The organism is Anaerovorax odorimutans, from assembly GCF_024459955.1.
Classification (GTDB): Bacteria; Bacillota; Clostridia; order Peptostreptococcales; family Anaerovoracaceae; genus Hominibacterium; species Hominibacterium odorimutans_A.
The window spans coordinates 96,078-112,682 of the sequence record NZ_JANFXK010000009.1 but is presented as its reverse complement, the minus strand read 5'-3'; the positions used below and the strand labels follow the sequence as shown (position 1 = coordinate 112,682).

The following is a 16,605-nucleotide window of genomic DNA, read 5'->3' as shown; positions in this document are numbered from 1 at the left end:
CTTTTCTGCCTAAATAATGCCGGTCCCACCCGGACGGCAGAGATAAAATCAGTCTTTGAGCTGGATTTTCACAGTCTCCAGGGAAAGCCCTGTGGCCTGTGCGATTTGATCAGGCGACATGTCGTTGGCCGCAAGATTTCTTACCAACCGTTTTTGTTCCTGTTTGAGACTCTCTTCCAGCTGTTCACGGGCCTGCCGCTCCTGAGCCAGTTTCTTTTCATAGGCCTGCTGTTCCTGAACCAGTTTCTTTTCATAGGCCTGCTGTTCCTGAACTAACCTCGCTTCGTAAACCTGCTGTTCCTGCGCGAACTTTCTTTCCAAATGTTCAATGGATTCGTTCAGCTGCCGCTCCCGCCTCTCCGCGGATTTTTGTTTCAGAATAAACTTTTCTCTGGCAATGGCCTGTTCCCGAATAATCTCGTCGGCCGTGGCTTTACGCAGCAATTCGTCGGTCATATCGATCTCCTTTCCGCCCTGCCTGCGCAGCTCCTCCAGATATGCTTCCTGATCCGGTTCTCCGGCGTAACGGAGATACTCCAGGTATCGTTCCAGTTCATTCATTTGGCTGACGGGCTTTGCTCTGCCCGGATTTACCTTGGGTAGCTCCAAATAGTATAATCCGGCCAGATCCGTCAACTGAAAGGTATCCCGGCGTTCCATGAACCAGAAATCAGTGGCAAACCGATCGGTTTGCTTGTGCAGGACAAAATCAACGATAAAGATACAAATGCTTTTCTTCATCATACCATATTTCTGCCCTGCTTCCAAGGATTCTCGAACCATACCGGCCAGATAAAGCAGATTATGAGGAATGAAATCATCGTCGTGGCACAGGTGGATTTCCAGGTCCAGCAGCTCGTGCATGTCGGTTTCCGCCTTAATATCCATCACGGATTCTTTTTGGGCTTCAAATTCCCGGATATTGAAGGGATTCTTGTACTCGATTCGACGGATCGGATCGTCCTTTCGATCCAGAATCAGATTGAGAACAGCAATCAATGCCTGTTTACACCGTTCATCTTCGCGGCCGTAAACGGCTTTGAAGAGAAGGTCGTTTTTTAATGTGAGTGCGATATGAAGCACCTCCTTTCAATGTGTGGAAAATATTAACTGTAAGTAATTGTAACATAAATGGAATAAAATGTAAATTAAATTTTACCCAAATACAATGAAAAAAATCTGCCAAAAGAAAAAACATGCTATCACATATTTTGCTGTGATAGCATGTAATTAGATAAGAATGAAGTGATTATTAGAGTACATCGCCAATCGTCTGCTTGATGTTTGAAGCACATTGCAGCAAATCAGATTCGATAGCTTTTTTCTGTTCCAGCATTTTCTCGGAAATTCCGGATACGCTGATAACTGCGATTAAGGTTCCCTTATTGTTTTCAATGGGAGTTGCGATACAAACAAGTCCTACATCGAGTTCCTCGTTGTCTATGGCAATTTTTTTTTCGCGCACGTCATTTAACATTTGTCGGAATGTAAACGGATCCGTAATGGAGTTGGATGTATATCGTGGCATAGGTTTGCTGAGCAATTGATCGAGAACGGATTCCTCCTGATAGGCCAGCACAACCTTACTGATTGCGGCAGCGAACAGTTCCGCCCGTTTCCCTACCCGGGAGAGAATTCGAAACGATTCTGTTTCACCGACTTTATCGATATACACCGCATCATAGCCGTCAGGTACGACCAGGTGAACCGCGGTTTGATATTTTTCTGCCAACTGGTTGATATAGGGACTTGCAATGGCTCGTATTTCCATACTTTGAGCATAGATTTGGCCTAAAATATAATTTGAAACGCCTAAGGAGTATTTGCCAGTTGATTCATCATAATTAAGATATTTGTTTTTCAGTAAAGTTTCTGCGATTCCATAGCAAGTAGTTCTTTTCAAACCGGTTTTCTTTGCCAGATCCGATAGATTGATTTTTGGCTCCGATAGGGTGAATTGCTCAAGGATTCTTAATGCTCGCTCGACTGACTGAATAGGTTTTGCTGTTGCACTGCCCATTTTTCTTTATTGCTGGTGCCTTTAAATCAAAACACCATACGCTCCTTTCGTTTTTCTATCTATCCATATTATACATTATTCCAAATGGGTTTTGGGATAAATAATAATTGAATGACAGCTTGAGTTTATAGAGTACATTATACATCATATCGCCCAAGATTTGGTAAAAAGTTATACGATTCTACCCAATTTGTACGGCGTTGCCGCAAGGTTGAATACGCGTGAAACTTACGAATTGTCTGACAAGAAGATGACCCGGCCTCCCGGCGCTTTTTGCTTTGAAATTAGACTGGAGCGGACGAAACATGTGGGCTTGCGGGTTTTACAGATTTATTTTTTGGAAATTTTCACTTAAAATTAAGCAGTAAGGGTAAGAAACGTTGAAAAAAGATCCGCTTTGAACTCCTTTTTTTGGAGAAAGCTCCGAAAACAATTTAGCGCATTACAATGTGAAACTAAATAGATCTTTTTTCTGGGTCGAATTGGCGGAATTGGCAGAACGCAGCCCGGATAGGGCAGAGAATGGTTTTAAGTCTGCGCCCAAATTCCAATTTTTCCGGCAAATACAGCGACCATGGTCCCCTGAAAAATATTCTGATTTCAGGAAAAATAAGGATATCCCATTTGATAGAATATCCTTATTGGCAATATCCAACATAAGATGACAGCGTTTATGCCCCATAATAATATAAACTCAAAACATACCGATAAAAAGCCCGACTATGTAGGGGATCAGCCAAACGGACCATACGACAATGCTGAACTTGTGAAAGGTTTTCTTAGCCTGATCGTCCCTCTTAATGAGGATCACCGTTGCCCAAATCGCATGAAACGCCATCAAAAGCAGAGCAATCAAGCCTGTAATTCCATGAAGACTAAAACTAAACGTGTTTCCCGAAAGCTGCCCCATGATGGTAGTACCAGTGGAATCGCAAAGAAATCCAAGCCAGAAAACAGCGCAGTGCCACTTTAACAGCGTCCCCATCTTCCTTTCGGCAAAAACGCCAATGGTATAAAAGGTCAGGGCAAGGGTCATGCAGATGATTGCCCAAATAAGTAAAATTGACATCAGAAGATTCCCCCGCTATTTACTGGATAATACTTTTTTCAGAGAAACCAGGAGCATAATCATTGAAATCAGCATTAAAATGTGCGAGATTCCTGCGAATCCTGAAATCATGCTGTCGTATGAACTGGCCAGGGCAGTATTTGTAACCTGGACAATTCCCCGTATCAGCAGCATGATAGCCATGAAGGGGAGGGCTATGTTATAAAGCAGGAAAAACCGCCTAAACAGCTTCTCCTTTTCCAGCTTCGTGATTTTGCAGACAACCGCAAGAAGGAGGAATAAAAACATGCCCAGCATGAACAGATGTGTGTGGACAACACTCAAGGTTGTCGCCCCGGAATATCCATAAAATTTCGTGAACTCCCTGTAAAACACACCGCCCGCCATAGCGAGAGCAAAATAGATTATGGCAGCATTCATTGATTTTTTCATAATTCCTGAACCTCCTGTCCCGGCAGCTTGTACCTGAATTTGAAATAGTTTCGTCCAAACAGGACTCCCGCCATAGCCAATGCGGTTCCCAGCCCTGTATAAAAAACAGCGATAAATCTGTCCGGCATTAAACTTAAAGTTCGAATCAGTATCCCGAACGTCATCATAAAGGCCATGATGATAAAGGATTTCACATCGAAAAACTTTAAGAAGAATTGCCTCTCTTCCTCATAGGAATGAATCCGCTGCGTATGTTTTTTGGTCAACCTGTAAAACACCATGAACCAAAAGAGGGCAAAAACAACAGCGGAGAGCGAAAGATTGAGGGCTGTTCCATAGCCATGATAGGTTTCAACACCGATCCGCAGGATGTTAATGCCTGCAATGAGCCATACGAAACATGCGATCAATAATAAATTGTATTTTTTTACTTTCATTACTATAACCTCTCTAATTCTATTGTGAACAGCGTTCATGTTGACGCCTGATTTTACCCACTCCTGTAAAGAGCGGGCTAGTACAAATATCTGCCGGCCAGTTCTAAAATACCCTGATAGTCTTGGTTCGCGCCAACAATCGAAGCGAGAAAAAGTTGAAAAATATAGTCAACGAATAGGGCAGGACTGAGACTTTGGCTAAAAGCATCTTTCCTTATTTTCGTATCGTTTTTCAGCACCTCTTCCAGATTAGTTTTCAAATGTACAAAGTAGTTTGCCATCATCTGCTGTCCGATAGCTTTATCCTCAGACGCTAGAGCCATGGCGTGCGAGGAAAGAAACTGCGGATATTTCCGGCTCCCTCGCTGAATGCTTTCAAACAGCCAGGACAAACATTCGATGAAGTCCGTAAATTCAAAAGGTTCCTGCGTCATATGAAAAATATCCTTCCAGATGCTCTCAATGGCAGCACATAGAAGCTCTGATTTGGAAGGAAAGTAGTTGTATATGGCACCCACCGATACATTGCACTCGGCAGCAACGGCACGCATACTGATCGATGACAGGCCCTTTTCCTTTGCCAGGCGCTGACAGACAGAAATTATTTGCTCTTTTGAAGTTATGGGCAGATTCAATACGCATCCTCCTTGCAACATGAACTGTGTTCACTTTGCATAATATACTTGCCTGCCATGCTTGTCAACCCTTTTCTTATTTCAATTCGGGGTCTTGAAGCTTGCGCGAAACTAGAATCAAGAAATCTTCAAAAGCAAATCTTTTTAAGCAATATGCATATTTGTTCAACACCGGATTCATTTTGGCTCAGTTGTTGAGGTATTTCCAAGGTTTGCGGCCTTTGCTCCTGTTCAAATCTTCATATCGATCGAATTTCTGTGCTCTCATGCTCTGTATCCTTGAAAAAAGATCAACAAGAACTCAGCTTTTCGCTGCGTGTTAATGAAAATAGTAATTTGCCTTTTAAAAGCGTTTCATATGAGCCATACTTCTTTCATAAAAAAACAATTCCGGTAACGAATCCCTCGAAAAGTTACCGGATTTTCCAAAGATCCTGCGGCCTCCAAAACGGCTGCCAGCACAAATTTTCATATTTGACCTGCGACCAAGAAGCCTCTTTAGGGACAATGGTCGCGGGATGTACCGGCAAAATTGGAATTTGGCCGCAAATCCAAAACCATTTTATCCTCAGTTCTCTGCTGTATTCGGGCTGCGTTCTGCCGGGAAGAAACGGTCGCTCCCCTTTCGCATAGTAACGTAATAAACTATTTCCGGAGCTTTCATCAAAAAAGAGAGATAAAAGCGGATCTTTTTTCAACGTTTCTTGCCCTTGCTGGTTACGTTTAAGTGGAAATTCCCAAAAAATAAATCCATAAAACCCGCAAACCCACATATTTCATCCGCTTCGCTCCAATTTTAAAGCAAAAAGCGCCAGGCCACCTTCTTGCCAGGCGATCTTCTTGCCAGGCGATCTTCTTATCAGGCCATCTTCTTGCCAGGCGATCTTCTTATCAGGCCATCTTCTTGCCTTTTTGCCAGACGGCTCGCTTGTTACGGTACGCTTACTGCGTTTCCTGATCCGTGTCCCAGGCACTCAAGACTTCGGAAGAGGCCTGCTTCATCTGCTGAATGGTGTTCATGATCAGCCCGTAGCACATCCGTGCCATCTGGTCCGGGCTGGGCCGATTTTCGTCAAACTGCCACACCCGCAGCATGCCCATGCATCCGGCGATATAAAAGGATGAGAGGTAGCCGGAAATTTTGAAATCGCTGCCCAGGATATGCTGCAGACGCTCTGCCACCTTTTGATCCAGCAGGATCTGCACCTTATCAATAAATCCGGTGTTGTATTTGGGATTGAGGAGGATGTTGCAGGTTTCCTGATTATCGAAAACGATCTGAAGCATGGCGCTGATAAAGGAAAAGGAATCCTCCTCATCATAGTTTTGGGGATAGTCGTCAAAGACCTGGTAAAGCTGATCCAAAAGGTTCTGCTCCAGCTCGTCCAGAATATCGTAAACGCTGGTGTAATGCAGATAAAAGGTGGAACGGTTGATATCCGCGAAGTCCACCAGCTCTTTAATGGTGATATTCTTAACCGGTTTACTCTTCATCAATTCCAGAAGGCTCTTTTGCAAAAGCGCCTTGGTTCTTTTTATTCTTCGATCGATTTTTTGCGCCATAGGTATGCCTCCTTCCCATAAGCAGAATTAACTGAAAAAAAAGACTTTAATTCAGCAAAATAATAAGCAACAGAAATTGGATATTATGTCGATAAACAGACATAATGTGGTGTTCATGATGTTTGTAATACAACGCAATGTCTATTATAATATGTTTTGTTGAAAAAAGCAACTTTAGGAAAGGCCGAGTATAAGGGGGTTAAAGTATGATAAAACGAGAATTAAAGGGTCTTTTACGTAATCCGGTCATGATGTTAGTGCTTGCAGTGATTCTATTGATCCCAAGTATATATACCATACCGTTTCTTTCTTCCATGTGGGATCCCTATGGAAGGTTATCGGAACTGCCGGTGGCAGTAGTCAATGAGGACCAGCCGGTCATGTACCAGGAAAAGATGCTTTCTGTAGGAGCGGATCTGGTGGACAATCTGAAAGAAAATGATTCGCTGGATTTTCATTTCGTAAATGCCAAGGAGGCAGAAGAAGGATTGCAGGACCGTACCTATTATATGACCATTACCATACCGAAGGATTTTTCGGCAAACGCTTCAACGGTGATGGATGAAACGCCTAAGCGGATGGAACTGAAATACAAAACCAACCCAGGCACCAACTATATTGCGAGTAAGCTGTGCAACACAGCCATGGAAACGATCCGAACCAGCGTTTCCGAAGAAGTTTCCAAGACCTATACGGCAGCGGTTTTTGACGGGTTGGACGATATTGCGTCAGGGATGGACGATGCAAAAGACGGTGCGGATGCCATGCTGGACGGTGAAAAAGAGCTGATCGACGGAAACGGCAAGCTGACGGAGGGGCTGGGAACTCTGTCGGCAGGAGGCACGGACTTGTTTAAGGGCGCAGGGCAGCTGAAAACCGGCATCGCGGCCTATACGGCCGGTGTGAAAACTGTGGATTCTGGAGTGGATGAACTTGGGTCGGGGGTAATCCGCTTTAAGCAGGAGATCGGAACCGGAACCAATCAATTGAAAAAAGGTTCATCCGAACTAAAAGAGGGTGTTTCCGCCTACACCTCTGTCGTTACAGAGGCAAAGAGCGGCGCCGCGAAGCTGACAGCCCAAAATGAAAATCTCAATCAGGGCATGAAAACATTATCGGCAGGCATAAGCAAGATGGCTTCGGGGAGTCAAAAACTTTACGATGGTCTGAATTTATTAAAATCGCAGATGTCCGGCGGCCCAAATCCCGTTCAAAAGGACACAAAAAGTCTGAAGGCGGATTTGAATGATTTTGGTAAATCGCTGGGGCAACTCAATACACGCATCAAAGATTATAAAGCCGCGGACAGCCCGGATGTTGAAAAACAAATCAGTTCAGCAAAAGCAGAGCTCAGTAAGCTGAAAAACACGGAGCTGAACGATGAACAGAAGGATGCCGTAGCCGCCGTAGAAAATCAGCTGGATGAAATTAAGGGAAAGGTTTCTAATGCTTCGGGCGGAAACGGAGATAGCCTGGAAGAAATAAAGGCGCTTTCTACAGAACTAAATCAAGATTATGCGGATATAAAAGCATCAGCTCTCAGCGAAACCAAAGGGACTGAAAGTCAGTCTAAGGACAGTACAGGGATTAATCAAGTTCTTGCAGATCTGCTGAATGGAGCAAATGCACTTAAGGAAGGCTCGGCAGAACTGCAGGAGAAAGTTGATCAAGAGCTGCTTCCCGGTGTGCAGGCCTATACCGGTGGCGTAACCAATGTTTCCGCAGGCCTTACAGCGCTCAGCGAGAAGAATAAAGCGCTCAACAGCGGCGCAGATACGCTTAATACAGGGATTGGAACCTTGTCACAAGGAATCGGTCAGGGCGCAGCCACCATGCAGGCGGGAATCGGCCAGCTTTCCGCAGGAACGGGCAAGCTGACGGCAAACTCCGGCAGCCTCAATTCAGGAAGCAAAGACTTGGAAAGCGGGGCAAAGCAGGTCAAGGACGGCGCAGATCAATTGGGCGAAGGTTCAAAGACTCTGGGAAGCGGGCTGACGGCCCTGCAAGACGGAACTTCCCAACTAAAAGACGGCGTTGCGGATGGCTCAGAAGAAGTGAAGAAAAGCAAAGCTGATGATGATTCCATCGATATGATGACAAGCCCGGTCGAACTGGACGGAAAAGAGGAGCACCCGGTTGCGGACAACGGCCATGCCATGGCTGCTTACATGATGTCCGTAGCCCTCTGGGTAGGAGCGCTGGCCTTCTGCCTCATGTATCCGCTGACCAAGTACAGAGGCAAGCTGTCCTCCGGTTTTAACTGGTGGCTCAGCAAAGCAGTGGTCCTGTACCCTCTGGCAATCGGCATGGCCCTGGCAATGCTGGGACTGATGCACAAATTCTGCGGATTCAGCCCGATCGACTGGAAAAATACAGTGTTGCTGGCCTGCGTGGCAGCAGTGGCTTTTATGTCCCTGATGTATTTCTTCAATGCGCTGCTGGGACGAGTGGGAAGCTTTATTATGCTGGTATTTATGATTATTCAGCTTGCGGGATCCGCAGGAACGTATCCCATCGAACTCTCCGGCGACTTTGTGGCGGATATCAATCCGTTCCTGCCGTTCAGCTATACGGTAGCCGGTTTCCGCAGCACCATTTCCGGCTGTGAAGTAAACCTGCTTCCATGTTACTTTATGCTGATTTTGATTGCCATAGTTTTCACTGCGCTGAGCATTTGGCTCTTCCTGGCCCGTGCGAGAAAGATCAAGGCCGGGAAACAAACCTTCCACGATTTTATTGACGCTCGGGGATTTGCGTAAAATGTAATTTGTCAACACGCAGAGGAAAACGGGTGACATTAGCCGCGCAGCTGTGGTAGAATATAGAAAAATCCAAGAAGAATGAGGGGAGATCATTATGGATAAAAAAACATTAGATTATGTTGTTGAAAAAACACACGAATTAATTGACGCGCAGACATGCAGCAGCGAAACAAGGGCAGCTGCTCAGGCCTGGCTGGACGCAGTGGGAACGGAACAGGAAGCTGTGGAAACGAAAAAATACATTGAGGAGCTGGAAGCGGATATCATGCCGATTGACACTTTAATCGGATTTGCCGAATCCGATGCCGGAGCCCAGGTGTTTGGAGCAGATAAGGCCAAAGATGTAGCGGCCCATGCAAAAGAGATAAAAGCAGCGGGAGCGGAATTCTGCGATTGTCCTGCATGTGTGGCCGTAGCGGCGATTCTTGAAAAGAAGGACAGCATCCTTTAACAAGCGTTAATGGCGAGAAATCTTTATGGGGCACCAGTCAGAAATGATTGGTGCCTTTTCCAGTGTGCTGTCGCAGCCGTATAAATGGCCTGGCATCACCATGCTGGAATCGGAATGAACTGCGGGAATCCCACTACACATAACGCAAATTGAGTGCTATAATAAATACGGCTATTGCAATATGAACCATATCAGGAAGAGAGTTGAGTCTAATGGATACCACAATACTACTATCGGCTTTGGGGGTCTTTGCCGCTCTGGCGGGAATGGCGATCCTCATTTTCAAACGTGTTTCTCCGATCATCATCGGACCGCTGGCGGCGATTCTTGTCTGTCTGACTAGCGGAGAACCGGTCTTTCAAAGCGTTACCAAAACGTACATGACCGGAGTAACAGGATTCTTTACATCTTATTTCTTTATTTTTCTTTTGGGAAACATCTTCGGTAACATTTATCAAAATTCCGGCGCCGCTGCCAAAATCGGCTCCATCATTTCCAAGAAGGTAGGCAGCAAACACTGTATGCTGGCCTGTATGATTCCGGCGGCGATTTTAAGCTACGGAGGAATCAACAGTTTTGTCATCATTTTTTCCGTGTACCCGATCGCGCTCAAGCTGTTTGAAGATGCCGATCTGCCGACCTACTTGCTGCCGGGAATCGTCTGCGGGGGTATGTGGACCTTTGCCATGACCGGCCCGTTTACACCGCAGATCCCCAATATCGTTTCCATGCAGTATCTGGGAACTCCTTCTTATGCGGGACTGCTTCCGGGACTTTGCAGCGCAGCGGTGATGGCTGTGGCTATCGTGCTTTTCATGAACCACGCATGCAAAAAGGCCAGGCTGCGGGGGGAGCATTTCCAGTGGCCGGAGGATGTAAAACGAATCGAGGACGTAAAAGACGCACCGGGAGGACTTGTTTCGATTTTGCCGATCGCCTTTGTATTGATCGTGTTCAATGTGACGAAGCTGGATATCATCTTATGCCTGCTGATGGGAATCATTCTGGCGCTGATTTTATTCTGGAAGCACCTGCCGAAAACGGAAATGCTGGAAATGTTCAATTCCGCGGCCATAACCTCTGTGACGGTTATCATCAATACGGCCATCATCGTCGGCTTCGGTTCTGTGGTTAAGGGTACGCCATTTTATGATTTCGCAACCCATATTTTGATGAACTCCGATGCCAATCCTTATATCGTTGCGGCGGTGGGCTCCAATATCTTTGCCGGTATTTTGGGATCGGCTTCAGGCGGAATCTCCCTCATGTACGAAACTTTGGGCGACACCTTCCTCCAGTACGGACAGCAGGGCTACAATCTGGAATTCATCCACAGACTCTGCGCGGACGGCTGCGGCGGGCTGGATTCTCTGCCATGGAACGGCTCCATCGTGTCCGTATTTGCCATCTGCCATACCACGCATAAACTGTCGTATAAATATAACTTTATCACATGTCTGGTCGTGCCCATTGCTTCCACCTTCCTGGTGGCGCTGCCCATCAGTATGATTTTGGGATGACCGGGCGAAAGGAGCTTGTTTATGTCGGATGTACTGTATGAAAAAAGAGGGCATACTGCCATCATCACCTTCAACAAAACGGCGGATCTCAATGCCTTGAGCGAGGATTTTCTTCAAAAGATCGGCGAAGCGGTGGATCTTGTGGAACAGGATGAGGAAGTCTATACGCTGATACTTACCGGCGCAGGAAAGGCTTTCATTGCCGGGGCGGATATAAAGGAAATGTATGAAAAGGACGCGGATTCAATCATGGTCTGGTCTTCCCTGGGAAGCGGGCTGAATCTGAGGCTGGAAAATCTGAAAATCCCTGTAATTGCTGCCATCAACGGCTATGCGCTGGGCGGCGGATTGGAGCTGGCGATGGCCTGTGATATCCGTATTGCGTCGGAAAAGGCGAAAATGGGTTTGCCGGAAGTCAGTCTGGGGGTAATTTGCGGAGCGGGAGGAACCCAGAGGCTGCCGCGGATTGTCGGTGAAGCTGTTGCTAAAGAAATGATTTTTACGGGAAAAAAGGTGAACGCTGAAGAAGCGCTTTCCATCGGTCTTGTGAACAGAGTAGTGCCGCCGGAGAAGCTGATGGATACGGCTTTGGAGCTGGCTGCGGCTATTGAAAGAAACGGCCAGATCGCCGTTGGCACCGCCAAGGCAGCAATCAATTTTTCCGGCACTTCCGACCTTGAGGAAGGCTGTCTCTTTGAGCGGGAAATTTTTAGCAAGCTGTTTGAAACAGAGGACCAGAAGATCGGTATGGGCAGTTTTCTGCGCAAGGAAAAGGACTTTAAATTTAAGAACAGATAGGGCAGAGGTGTGAATATGTCGGTACAATTTATAGATGCAAAAAGGGCCGCTGAGCTGATTGAGGACCATACGACCGTTGCTATCGACGGTTTTATCGGATTCTGCCTGGCGGATGATATCCTCGGTGAAATAGAAGAGCGTTTTAAAAAAGAGCAGCATCCCAGGGACCTGTCGGTTGTCAACGTGGCGGGACTGGGCGGCGACGGGCAGCACAGGGGTATCAACCATTTTGCCCATAAGGGACTGATGCGCAGGTTCCTTTGCAGTAATCTCAGCTTGGCGCCGAAGCTCTATCCGCTGATCATGGAAAATGCTTTCCCCACCTTTATGATGCCTCAGGGCGTGCTTTCCCACATGATGCGGGCCATCGCTTCCCACAAGCCGGGGGTCATCAGTCAAGTGGGTATGAAGACCTTTGTAGACCCGCGCATCGACGGCGGCAGAGTCAATGATGCTGCCAAAGAAAGCGGCGAGAACGTCGTGGAGCTGATACAGCTGAGGAACAAGGAGTATCTTTTTTATCCCACTTTCCCACTGGATGTGGCGATCATTAAGGGGAGCATCGCCGATACAAAGGGTAACATTTCCGTGGAAAAAGAAGCGCTCCACCTGGAACAGTTTGAAATGGCGGCAGCTGCCAGAAACTGCGGCGGGATTGTCATGGTGCAGGTAGACAAGGTGGTGGAGCACGGAGAGATACACCCGCAGATGGTGACCGTGCCCGCTACGCTGGTAGATTACGTGATCGTAGGCAAGCCGGAAAACACAGGCCAGCACTTTATCGGAGACGGAAAGCCGATTCCATCCTGGTGCGGAGATGAAAAGGTTCAGCTGGATCATCTGGAACCGCTGCCTTTTGATATTCATAAGGTTATCTGCAGAAGGAGCATACTGGAGCTGCGGCAAGGCGACTTTATCAACCTGGGAATCGGTATTCCCATGGGCGTTTCCGAGCTGCTAAATGAAGAGGGGCTGATCGAAAAGATTTCCTCCAGCATCGAATCGGGCGTAACCGGCGGGGTTCCGGCCCCGGGCATTGCTACTGGAGCGGCTTACAACCCGCAGGCCATTTTAAAACAGCCGGATATTTTCGATTTTTACGACGGTGGGGGTATTGATTTCGCTGCTCTGGGGGCGGCGGAGATCGACATGCATGGAAATGTCAACGTATCCAAATTCGCCGGCAAAGTGACCGGCCCCGGCGGGTTTATCAATATTACCCAGGGTGCGAAAACCGTTTGCTTTCTCGGCACCTTTACGGCGGGAAAAAGCGATATCCGCATCGAAAACGGACGACTGAACATCGTCAAGGACGGCCCTTATATCAAGTTTAAAAAGGATGTGGAGCACATCACTTTCTCCGGACATTATTCCCGTGAAAAGGGAACGCAAAAGGCCTTTTACATCACAGAACGGGCTGTCTTTACTCTAACGGAAGACGGATTGACTCTGATCGAAATCGCTCCCGGCGCTGATCTGGAAACGGATGTATTGGAGAAAATGGAGTTCCGGCCTGCCATAGCGCCTGATCTGAAAACCATGGATGATAAGCTGTTTCATCCACAGCTTATGGGCCTTGAGCTGTGATGGAAAATTGATGTAAATTATTTACAAATGGCTATTTATGTTCCTAATAACCTATTCTAGCTAAAATGGCCACATAAAATCTTGTGAAAACACCTTGAATTTTATGGGACATAGCAGTATTTGAGTGTATTTCGCAAATTAATTATGATTTCGCAACAAATACATCTCGTGTTTTTCCAACTTAACTACAATTTTATGTGGCCAATCATCTCCAAACCATGCGTTTGGAACATAAATCGGAATATGTAAATGTTTTCCATAAAAGCACTGCCTTAAAGCCAATAATAATCATCATTTTTCAATATTCACTAATTGAGTGCGGCGTTGCCACCTCTTATAGTTTACGAAACCGCACTCTTTCCATGAAATAAGCAGTTCCGGTAACTTATCCTAATTTTTTCGAAAAGTTACGCGTTTTTCAACGATCCTGCGGCCTTCGGAACGGCTAGTAGCACAGATTTTCATTTTCTGCGATTTCGAGTACACGCAAACCCACAACTTTGCGTAACTTTGCACGATTTTTTCAAAAAGTTACCGCCGCCCGCAGGGCTGTTCAGATTCATTTCGGATTCATCCGGGCCCGGGCCGTTCGAGTCTGGAGAAGCAGCCCTCATTTAGCAGAAGGCCTTGCTGATATTCCGGGAATATCATAAAACGATGCTGCTTACATAGAAAATGATAGTTTGTCAGGAACAACCCGAGAGAAATAAGAAAGAATATCGTAATATACGATTGTTTGCGGATTAAATGATACTTTCAGAGAAGGATGCAGTCAGATCTCCGTGGAACTATCAAAATCATGGCACTATCGTGCGCCCATTGACATTTGAGTGTTGAGACCTCAGGCAATGCTAGCTTAGCAGCGGCAGGCCTCCTTGCGCTGATCGTTTTGGGTATTTGTCCCGGTTTTCCAGCTATTTTCCTTGCATCAAAAGGAAAAATAGTTCATACTGAAAAGGAGTGCCCGATTTGTGTAAATATGTGTATAAGAGAAGGAAAGGAGGACAGAAAGCCGAAAAAACGGGCGCCAAAAGAATTCTATTGAAATTAGCAAAGGAAAACGATACAAGGAACTGAAATCATGGATAAAATGAAAGACGAAAAGAGCGGCGGCTCAAAGGCCGCCAAGAAAACAGGAAACAAAAAACTGCTGATAGCAGTGATCGGTCTGGCGGCAGTGCTGATCATTGTAGGAATCGTAGCAGCTGCCACTGGCGTTTTTTCCGGGGGAGGAAAGAGCGGTTCGGGAAAGGTAGATAAAAGCAGTCTGCTGGAATCCAGCGAGTATAAAGCTGCGGCCGAATACAATACATACCTGGACGGACTTTCGGATGAAGAAATGGAGAAAGTGGTCGATACCAGCGAAGATGCCATTTACGACGTGCCGGCAAAGGTCAAGGAGATCTGCGAAAAATATGGACTGAAATACGCCGCTAAAAGCACTGTTCTGAGCAGCTACGACCAAGTGGAAAAGGAACTGGAAGCAAGAAAGCTTTCAGGAGTGCTGGGAGCGGATCTGTCCAAAACGCTGCAGGAAACAATGAAAGAATACGACGGCGGGTATGCCCTGGATGACGGAAACCTCAATTTAGAGATCGAGGAAGAAAACAGTGACGCAAACAATGTTTTCATATACCTGAACATAAGCCCGGAAGGAGCATTTCCGTATCTTTCCCCTTCCTTCAGCGCACCGGATAAAGATGAAGAACCGCAGTCTGTTGAGGAGGCAGTAAAGGATTTCACCTTCCAGCCGCAGAAGGGCGCGGAGTTTGCCTGCAGGACAGAAGGCTCCGACGGGACCGCTTTTGGAAAAGCCGGAGACTATTACATCACCATGGCTATAACCAGAGAGCAGTCAGACGCAAAGTCCGATGAATATGAGAAAGCCCTTGCCAAAGCCGATGAAAAAGTGAAAAAAGAAGCAGGACTCGACAGTCTGGATGAACTGGAGGAGAAGGTTTATTCCGGCCTTGAAACCGCATGGGAAAAGGAACCGGAGGCCATGCAGGAAGCCTTGGACAGCGGCGACCAGCAGCAGTATCAGGCACTGCAGAAAAAGTATTCGGAAGCTTCAAAGAAAGAAATCGCATTGTTCGAAGGATGTAAGAAGGAACTGGAATCTTACGAAAAAGAAGTCGCGGTGACGGAAAAAGATGTTAAGGAATACCTCGACAAAATTGATTTCTCTAAATTTCTGTAAGATTTTGTAGATATTTTGGGGACGATCCTTCTTCTGCGGCCCATCCCCCTGTGTTAAGATTTTTAAGTAGGGAAAACTTTTAAACATAAGGGGGAAATCGTGGACAAGTTAAGTGCGGTAATGATCGGCGCCATTTGTGCGTTGCTGTGTATCAGCGGAGCAGTGGTTTACGGTACATGGTTCTCAGAAGAGGACGAAGCGACGTATGCCAGCAGTCTTGCGCAGGTAGAGGAGGAAATGGCTCTGGCTGCCATTGCCATGAACGATGAAGCACAGGTAATTAACGGCGGCGGCCGGGATATGTGGGTTCGGGCTAAAGTGGACTCTCCGGAAACGGAGCATGCCAACCGGAACCTCAATGGCGGCAGAGAAAGCTATCGGCTGATTTCCGATACGATAGCGGTAAATCCGTCTGAGGCAGAGCTGAAAAGCGGGGTCTGGACCAGAGAGGAAGACGGCTACTACTATTACAGCCTTCCGGTAAGCCCCGGAGAACAGTCGAAATCGCTGTTTACTTCCGTGGTAGGCCCGGCTGAAAGTGAAGAAACAGGAGCTGCCAGCATTAAAGTTTATGCCGAAGCAGTACAGGTCAATTGGATTCGTAAAAAGGCCAGGGACGCCAAAGAAGCATTTCAGCTTTTTCGCGCTTACCAGCCGCTGCAGGAGTATAAGGGAAAATTTGTATAAAGACATGTAGATGCTTAAGTTATGAAAAGGCTATCGATTCTAAAAAGATCGGTGGCCTTTTCTGGTTGACAAAATGCAAGAAGGTTGATAAAATACATATACCCCGTAAAGGTATATGGAGAGGCAGGTAATAATTATGGATGAAACAGTAAAACATAAACACAGAGAGTCAAAAGAGTACAGCGATCTGATCAATCGTCTCAGCCGCATTGAAGGTCAGGTCCGCGGCGTGAAGAAGATGGTGGAGGAGGAACGCTATTGCGTGGATATTCTGACGCAGGTCAGCGCGATCCAGTCGGCGCTCAATTCGTTCAACAAGGTTCTTTTGACAAACCACATTAAAAGCTGCGTTACAGAAGATATCAAGCAGGGCAATGAAGCCGCGGTCGATGAGCTCTGCGCTACCCTGCAGAAATTAATGAAATAAAAGAAAGTGTTTGGAGA

16 protein-coding genes are annotated in these 16,605 nt (G+C 46.5%); 8 read left to right on the top strand and 8 right to left on the bottom strand.

All coding sequences use genetic code 11. From position 1 onward, the window contains the following. Window positions 1-48 precede the first annotated feature (48 nt). From NE619_RS09515 to NE619_RS09480, 8 genes are all read right to left on the bottom strand, one after another. Window positions 49-1,083, bottom strand: coding sequence for an Rpn family recombination-promoting nuclease/putative transposase (locus NE619_RS09515; protein ID WP_256132181.1), 1,035 nt, complete (start codon window positions 1,081-1,083; stop codon window positions 49-51). Between the two features lie 169 nt (window positions 1,084-1,252). After that, on the bottom strand, window positions 1,253-2,020 hold the full coding sequence (locus NE619_RS09510; protein WP_256132180.1) for an IclR family transcriptional regulator: 768 nt from the start codon (window positions 2,018-2,020) through the stop codon (window positions 1,253-1,255). 694 nt (window positions 2,021-2,714) lie between these two features. After that, the gene (locus NE619_RS09505; protein WP_256132179.1) at window positions 2,715-3,089 is read right to left on the bottom strand and encodes an HsmA family protein; all 375 of its coding nucleotides are present in this window, start codon (window positions 3,087-3,089) and stop codon (window positions 2,715-2,717) included. A 15-nt stretch (window positions 3,090-3,104) separates the two neighbouring features. Beyond that, entirely contained in the window at window positions 3,105-3,521 is a 417-nt protein-coding gene (locus tag NE619_RS09500) for a DUF2871 domain-containing protein (RefSeq protein ID WP_256132178.1), read from the bottom strand. Next, on the bottom strand, window positions 3,518-3,958 hold the full coding sequence (locus NE619_RS09495) for a hypothetical protein (RefSeq protein WP_256132177.1): 441 nt from the start codon (window positions 3,956-3,958) through the stop codon (window positions 3,518-3,520). Before NE619_RS09495 ends, NE619_RS09500 begins: the two co-directional genes overlap by 4 nt. 77 nt (window positions 3,959-4,035) lie before the next feature. Beyond that, window positions 4,036-4,593 (bottom strand): TetR/AcrR family transcriptional regulator, encoded by a 558-nt coding sequence (locus NE619_RS09490; RefSeq protein WP_256132176.1) that lies wholly within the window; start codon window positions 4,591-4,593, stop codon window positions 4,036-4,038. A 413-nt stretch (window positions 4,594-5,006) separates the two neighbouring features. After that, window positions 5,007-5,366, bottom strand: a complete 360-nt coding sequence (locus tag NE619_RS09485) for a hypothetical protein (RefSeq protein ID WP_256132175.1) — start codon at window positions 5,364-5,366, stop codon at window positions 5,007-5,009. Window positions 5,367-5,535: 169 nt separating this feature from the next. Further along, window positions 5,536-6,156: a TetR-like C-terminal domain-containing protein gene (locus NE619_RS09480; protein ID WP_256132174.1), complete on the bottom strand. Its 621-nt coding sequence runs from the start codon at window positions 6,154-6,156 to the stop codon at window positions 5,536-5,538. Window positions 6,157-6,362: 206 nt separating this feature from the next. Between NE619_RS09480 and NE619_RS09475 the strand changes: the two genes are divergently transcribed. The 8 genes from NE619_RS09475 (at window position 6,363) to NE619_RS09440 (ending at window position 16,588) form a co-directional block, all read left to right on the top strand. Continuing rightward, window positions 6,363-8,915, top strand: coding sequence for a YhgE/Pip domain-containing protein (locus tag NE619_RS09475; protein WP_256132173.1), 2,553 nt, complete (start codon window positions 6,363-6,365; stop codon window positions 8,913-8,915). A 97-nt stretch (window positions 8,916-9,012) separates the two neighbouring features. After that, window positions 9,013-9,369 (top strand): molecular chaperone Hsp90, encoded by a 357-nt coding sequence (locus NE619_RS09470; protein ID WP_256132172.1) that lies wholly within the window; start codon window positions 9,013-9,015, stop codon window positions 9,367-9,369. Between the two features lie 212 nt (window positions 9,370-9,581). Next, window positions 9,582-10,889, top strand: a complete 1,308-nt coding sequence (locus NE619_RS09465; RefSeq protein ID WP_256132171.1) for a GntP family permease — start codon at window positions 9,582-9,584, stop codon at window positions 10,887-10,889. A 21-nt stretch (window positions 10,890-10,910) separates the two neighbouring features. Beyond that, complete coding sequence (locus NE619_RS09460; protein ID WP_330640701.1) at window positions 10,911-11,687, top strand: enoyl-CoA hydratase/isomerase family protein; 777 nt, start codon at window positions 10,911-10,913, stop codon at window positions 11,685-11,687. Between the two features lie 15 nt (window positions 11,688-11,702). Next, window positions 11,703-13,274, top strand: coding sequence for an acyl CoA:acetate/3-ketoacid CoA transferase (locus NE619_RS09455; protein WP_256132169.1), 1,572 nt, complete (start codon window positions 11,703-11,705; stop codon window positions 13,272-13,274). Between the two features lie 1,081 nt (window positions 13,275-14,355). Next, window positions 14,356-15,474 carry a hypothetical protein gene (locus NE619_RS09450; RefSeq protein WP_256132168.1) on the top strand — a complete coding sequence of 373 codons (1,119 nt, stop codon included), beginning with the start codon at window positions 14,356-14,358 and terminating at the stop codon, window positions 15,472-15,474. Window positions 15,475-15,573: 99 nt separating this feature from the next. After that, a complete protein-coding gene (locus NE619_RS09445) occupies window positions 15,574-16,161 on the top strand; it encodes a hypothetical protein (protein WP_256132167.1) in 588 nt (195 codons plus the stop codon). A gap of 136 nt (window positions 16,162-16,297) precedes the next feature. After that, the gene (locus NE619_RS09440; protein WP_256132166.1) at window positions 16,298-16,588 is read left to right on the top strand and encodes a metal-sensing transcriptional repressor; all 291 of its coding nucleotides are present in this window, start codon (window positions 16,298-16,300) and stop codon (window positions 16,586-16,588) included. The last annotated feature ends 17 nt before the right edge of the window (window positions 16,589-16,605 follow it).

Coding starts and splice junctions, on each gene's coding strand:
- NE619_RS09480 (WP_256132174.1), bottom strand. CDS start 6,156: ATGGCGCAAAAAATCGATCGAAGAATAAAAAGAACCAAGGCGCTTTTG.
- NE619_RS09465 (WP_256132171.1), top strand. CDS start 9,582: ATGGATACCACAATACTACTATCGGCTTTGGGGGTCTTTGCCGCTCTG.
- NE619_RS09460 (WP_330640701.1), top strand. CDS start 10,911: ATGTCGGATGTACTGTATGAAAAAAGAGGGCATACTGCCATCATCACC.
- NE619_RS09485 (WP_256132175.1), bottom strand. CDS start 5,366: ATGTGGGTTTGCGGGTTTTATGGATTTATTTTTTGGGAATTTCCACTT.
- NE619_RS09505 (WP_256132179.1), bottom strand. CDS start 3,089: ATGTCAATTTTACTTATTTGGGCAATCATCTGCATGACCCTTGCCCTG.
- NE619_RS09475 (WP_256132173.1), top strand. CDS start 6,363: ATGATAAAACGAGAATTAAAGGGTCTTTTACGTAATCCGGTCATGATG.
- NE619_RS09495 (WP_256132177.1), bottom strand. CDS start 3,958: ATGAAAGTAAAAAAATACAATTTATTATTGATCGCATGTTTCGTATGG.
- NE619_RS09500 (WP_256132178.1), bottom strand. CDS start 3,521: ATGAAAAAATCAATGAATGCTGCCATAATCTATTTTGCTCTCGCTATG.
- NE619_RS09450 (WP_256132168.1), top strand. CDS start 14,356: ATGGATAAAATGAAAGACGAAAAGAGCGGCGGCTCAAAGGCCGCCAAG.
- NE619_RS09470 (WP_256132172.1), top strand. CDS start 9,013: ATGGATAAAAAAACATTAGATTATGTTGTTGAAAAAACACACGAATTA.
- NE619_RS09455 (WP_256132169.1), top strand. CDS start 11,703: ATGTCGGTACAATTTATAGATGCAAAAAGGGCCGCTGAGCTGATTGAG.
- NE619_RS09510 (WP_256132180.1), bottom strand. CDS start 2,020: ATGGGCAGTGCAACAGCAAAACCTATTCAGTCAGTCGAGCGAGCATTA.
- NE619_RS09440 (WP_256132166.1), top strand. CDS start 16,298: ATGGATGAAACAGTAAAACATAAACACAGAGAGTCAAAAGAGTACAGC.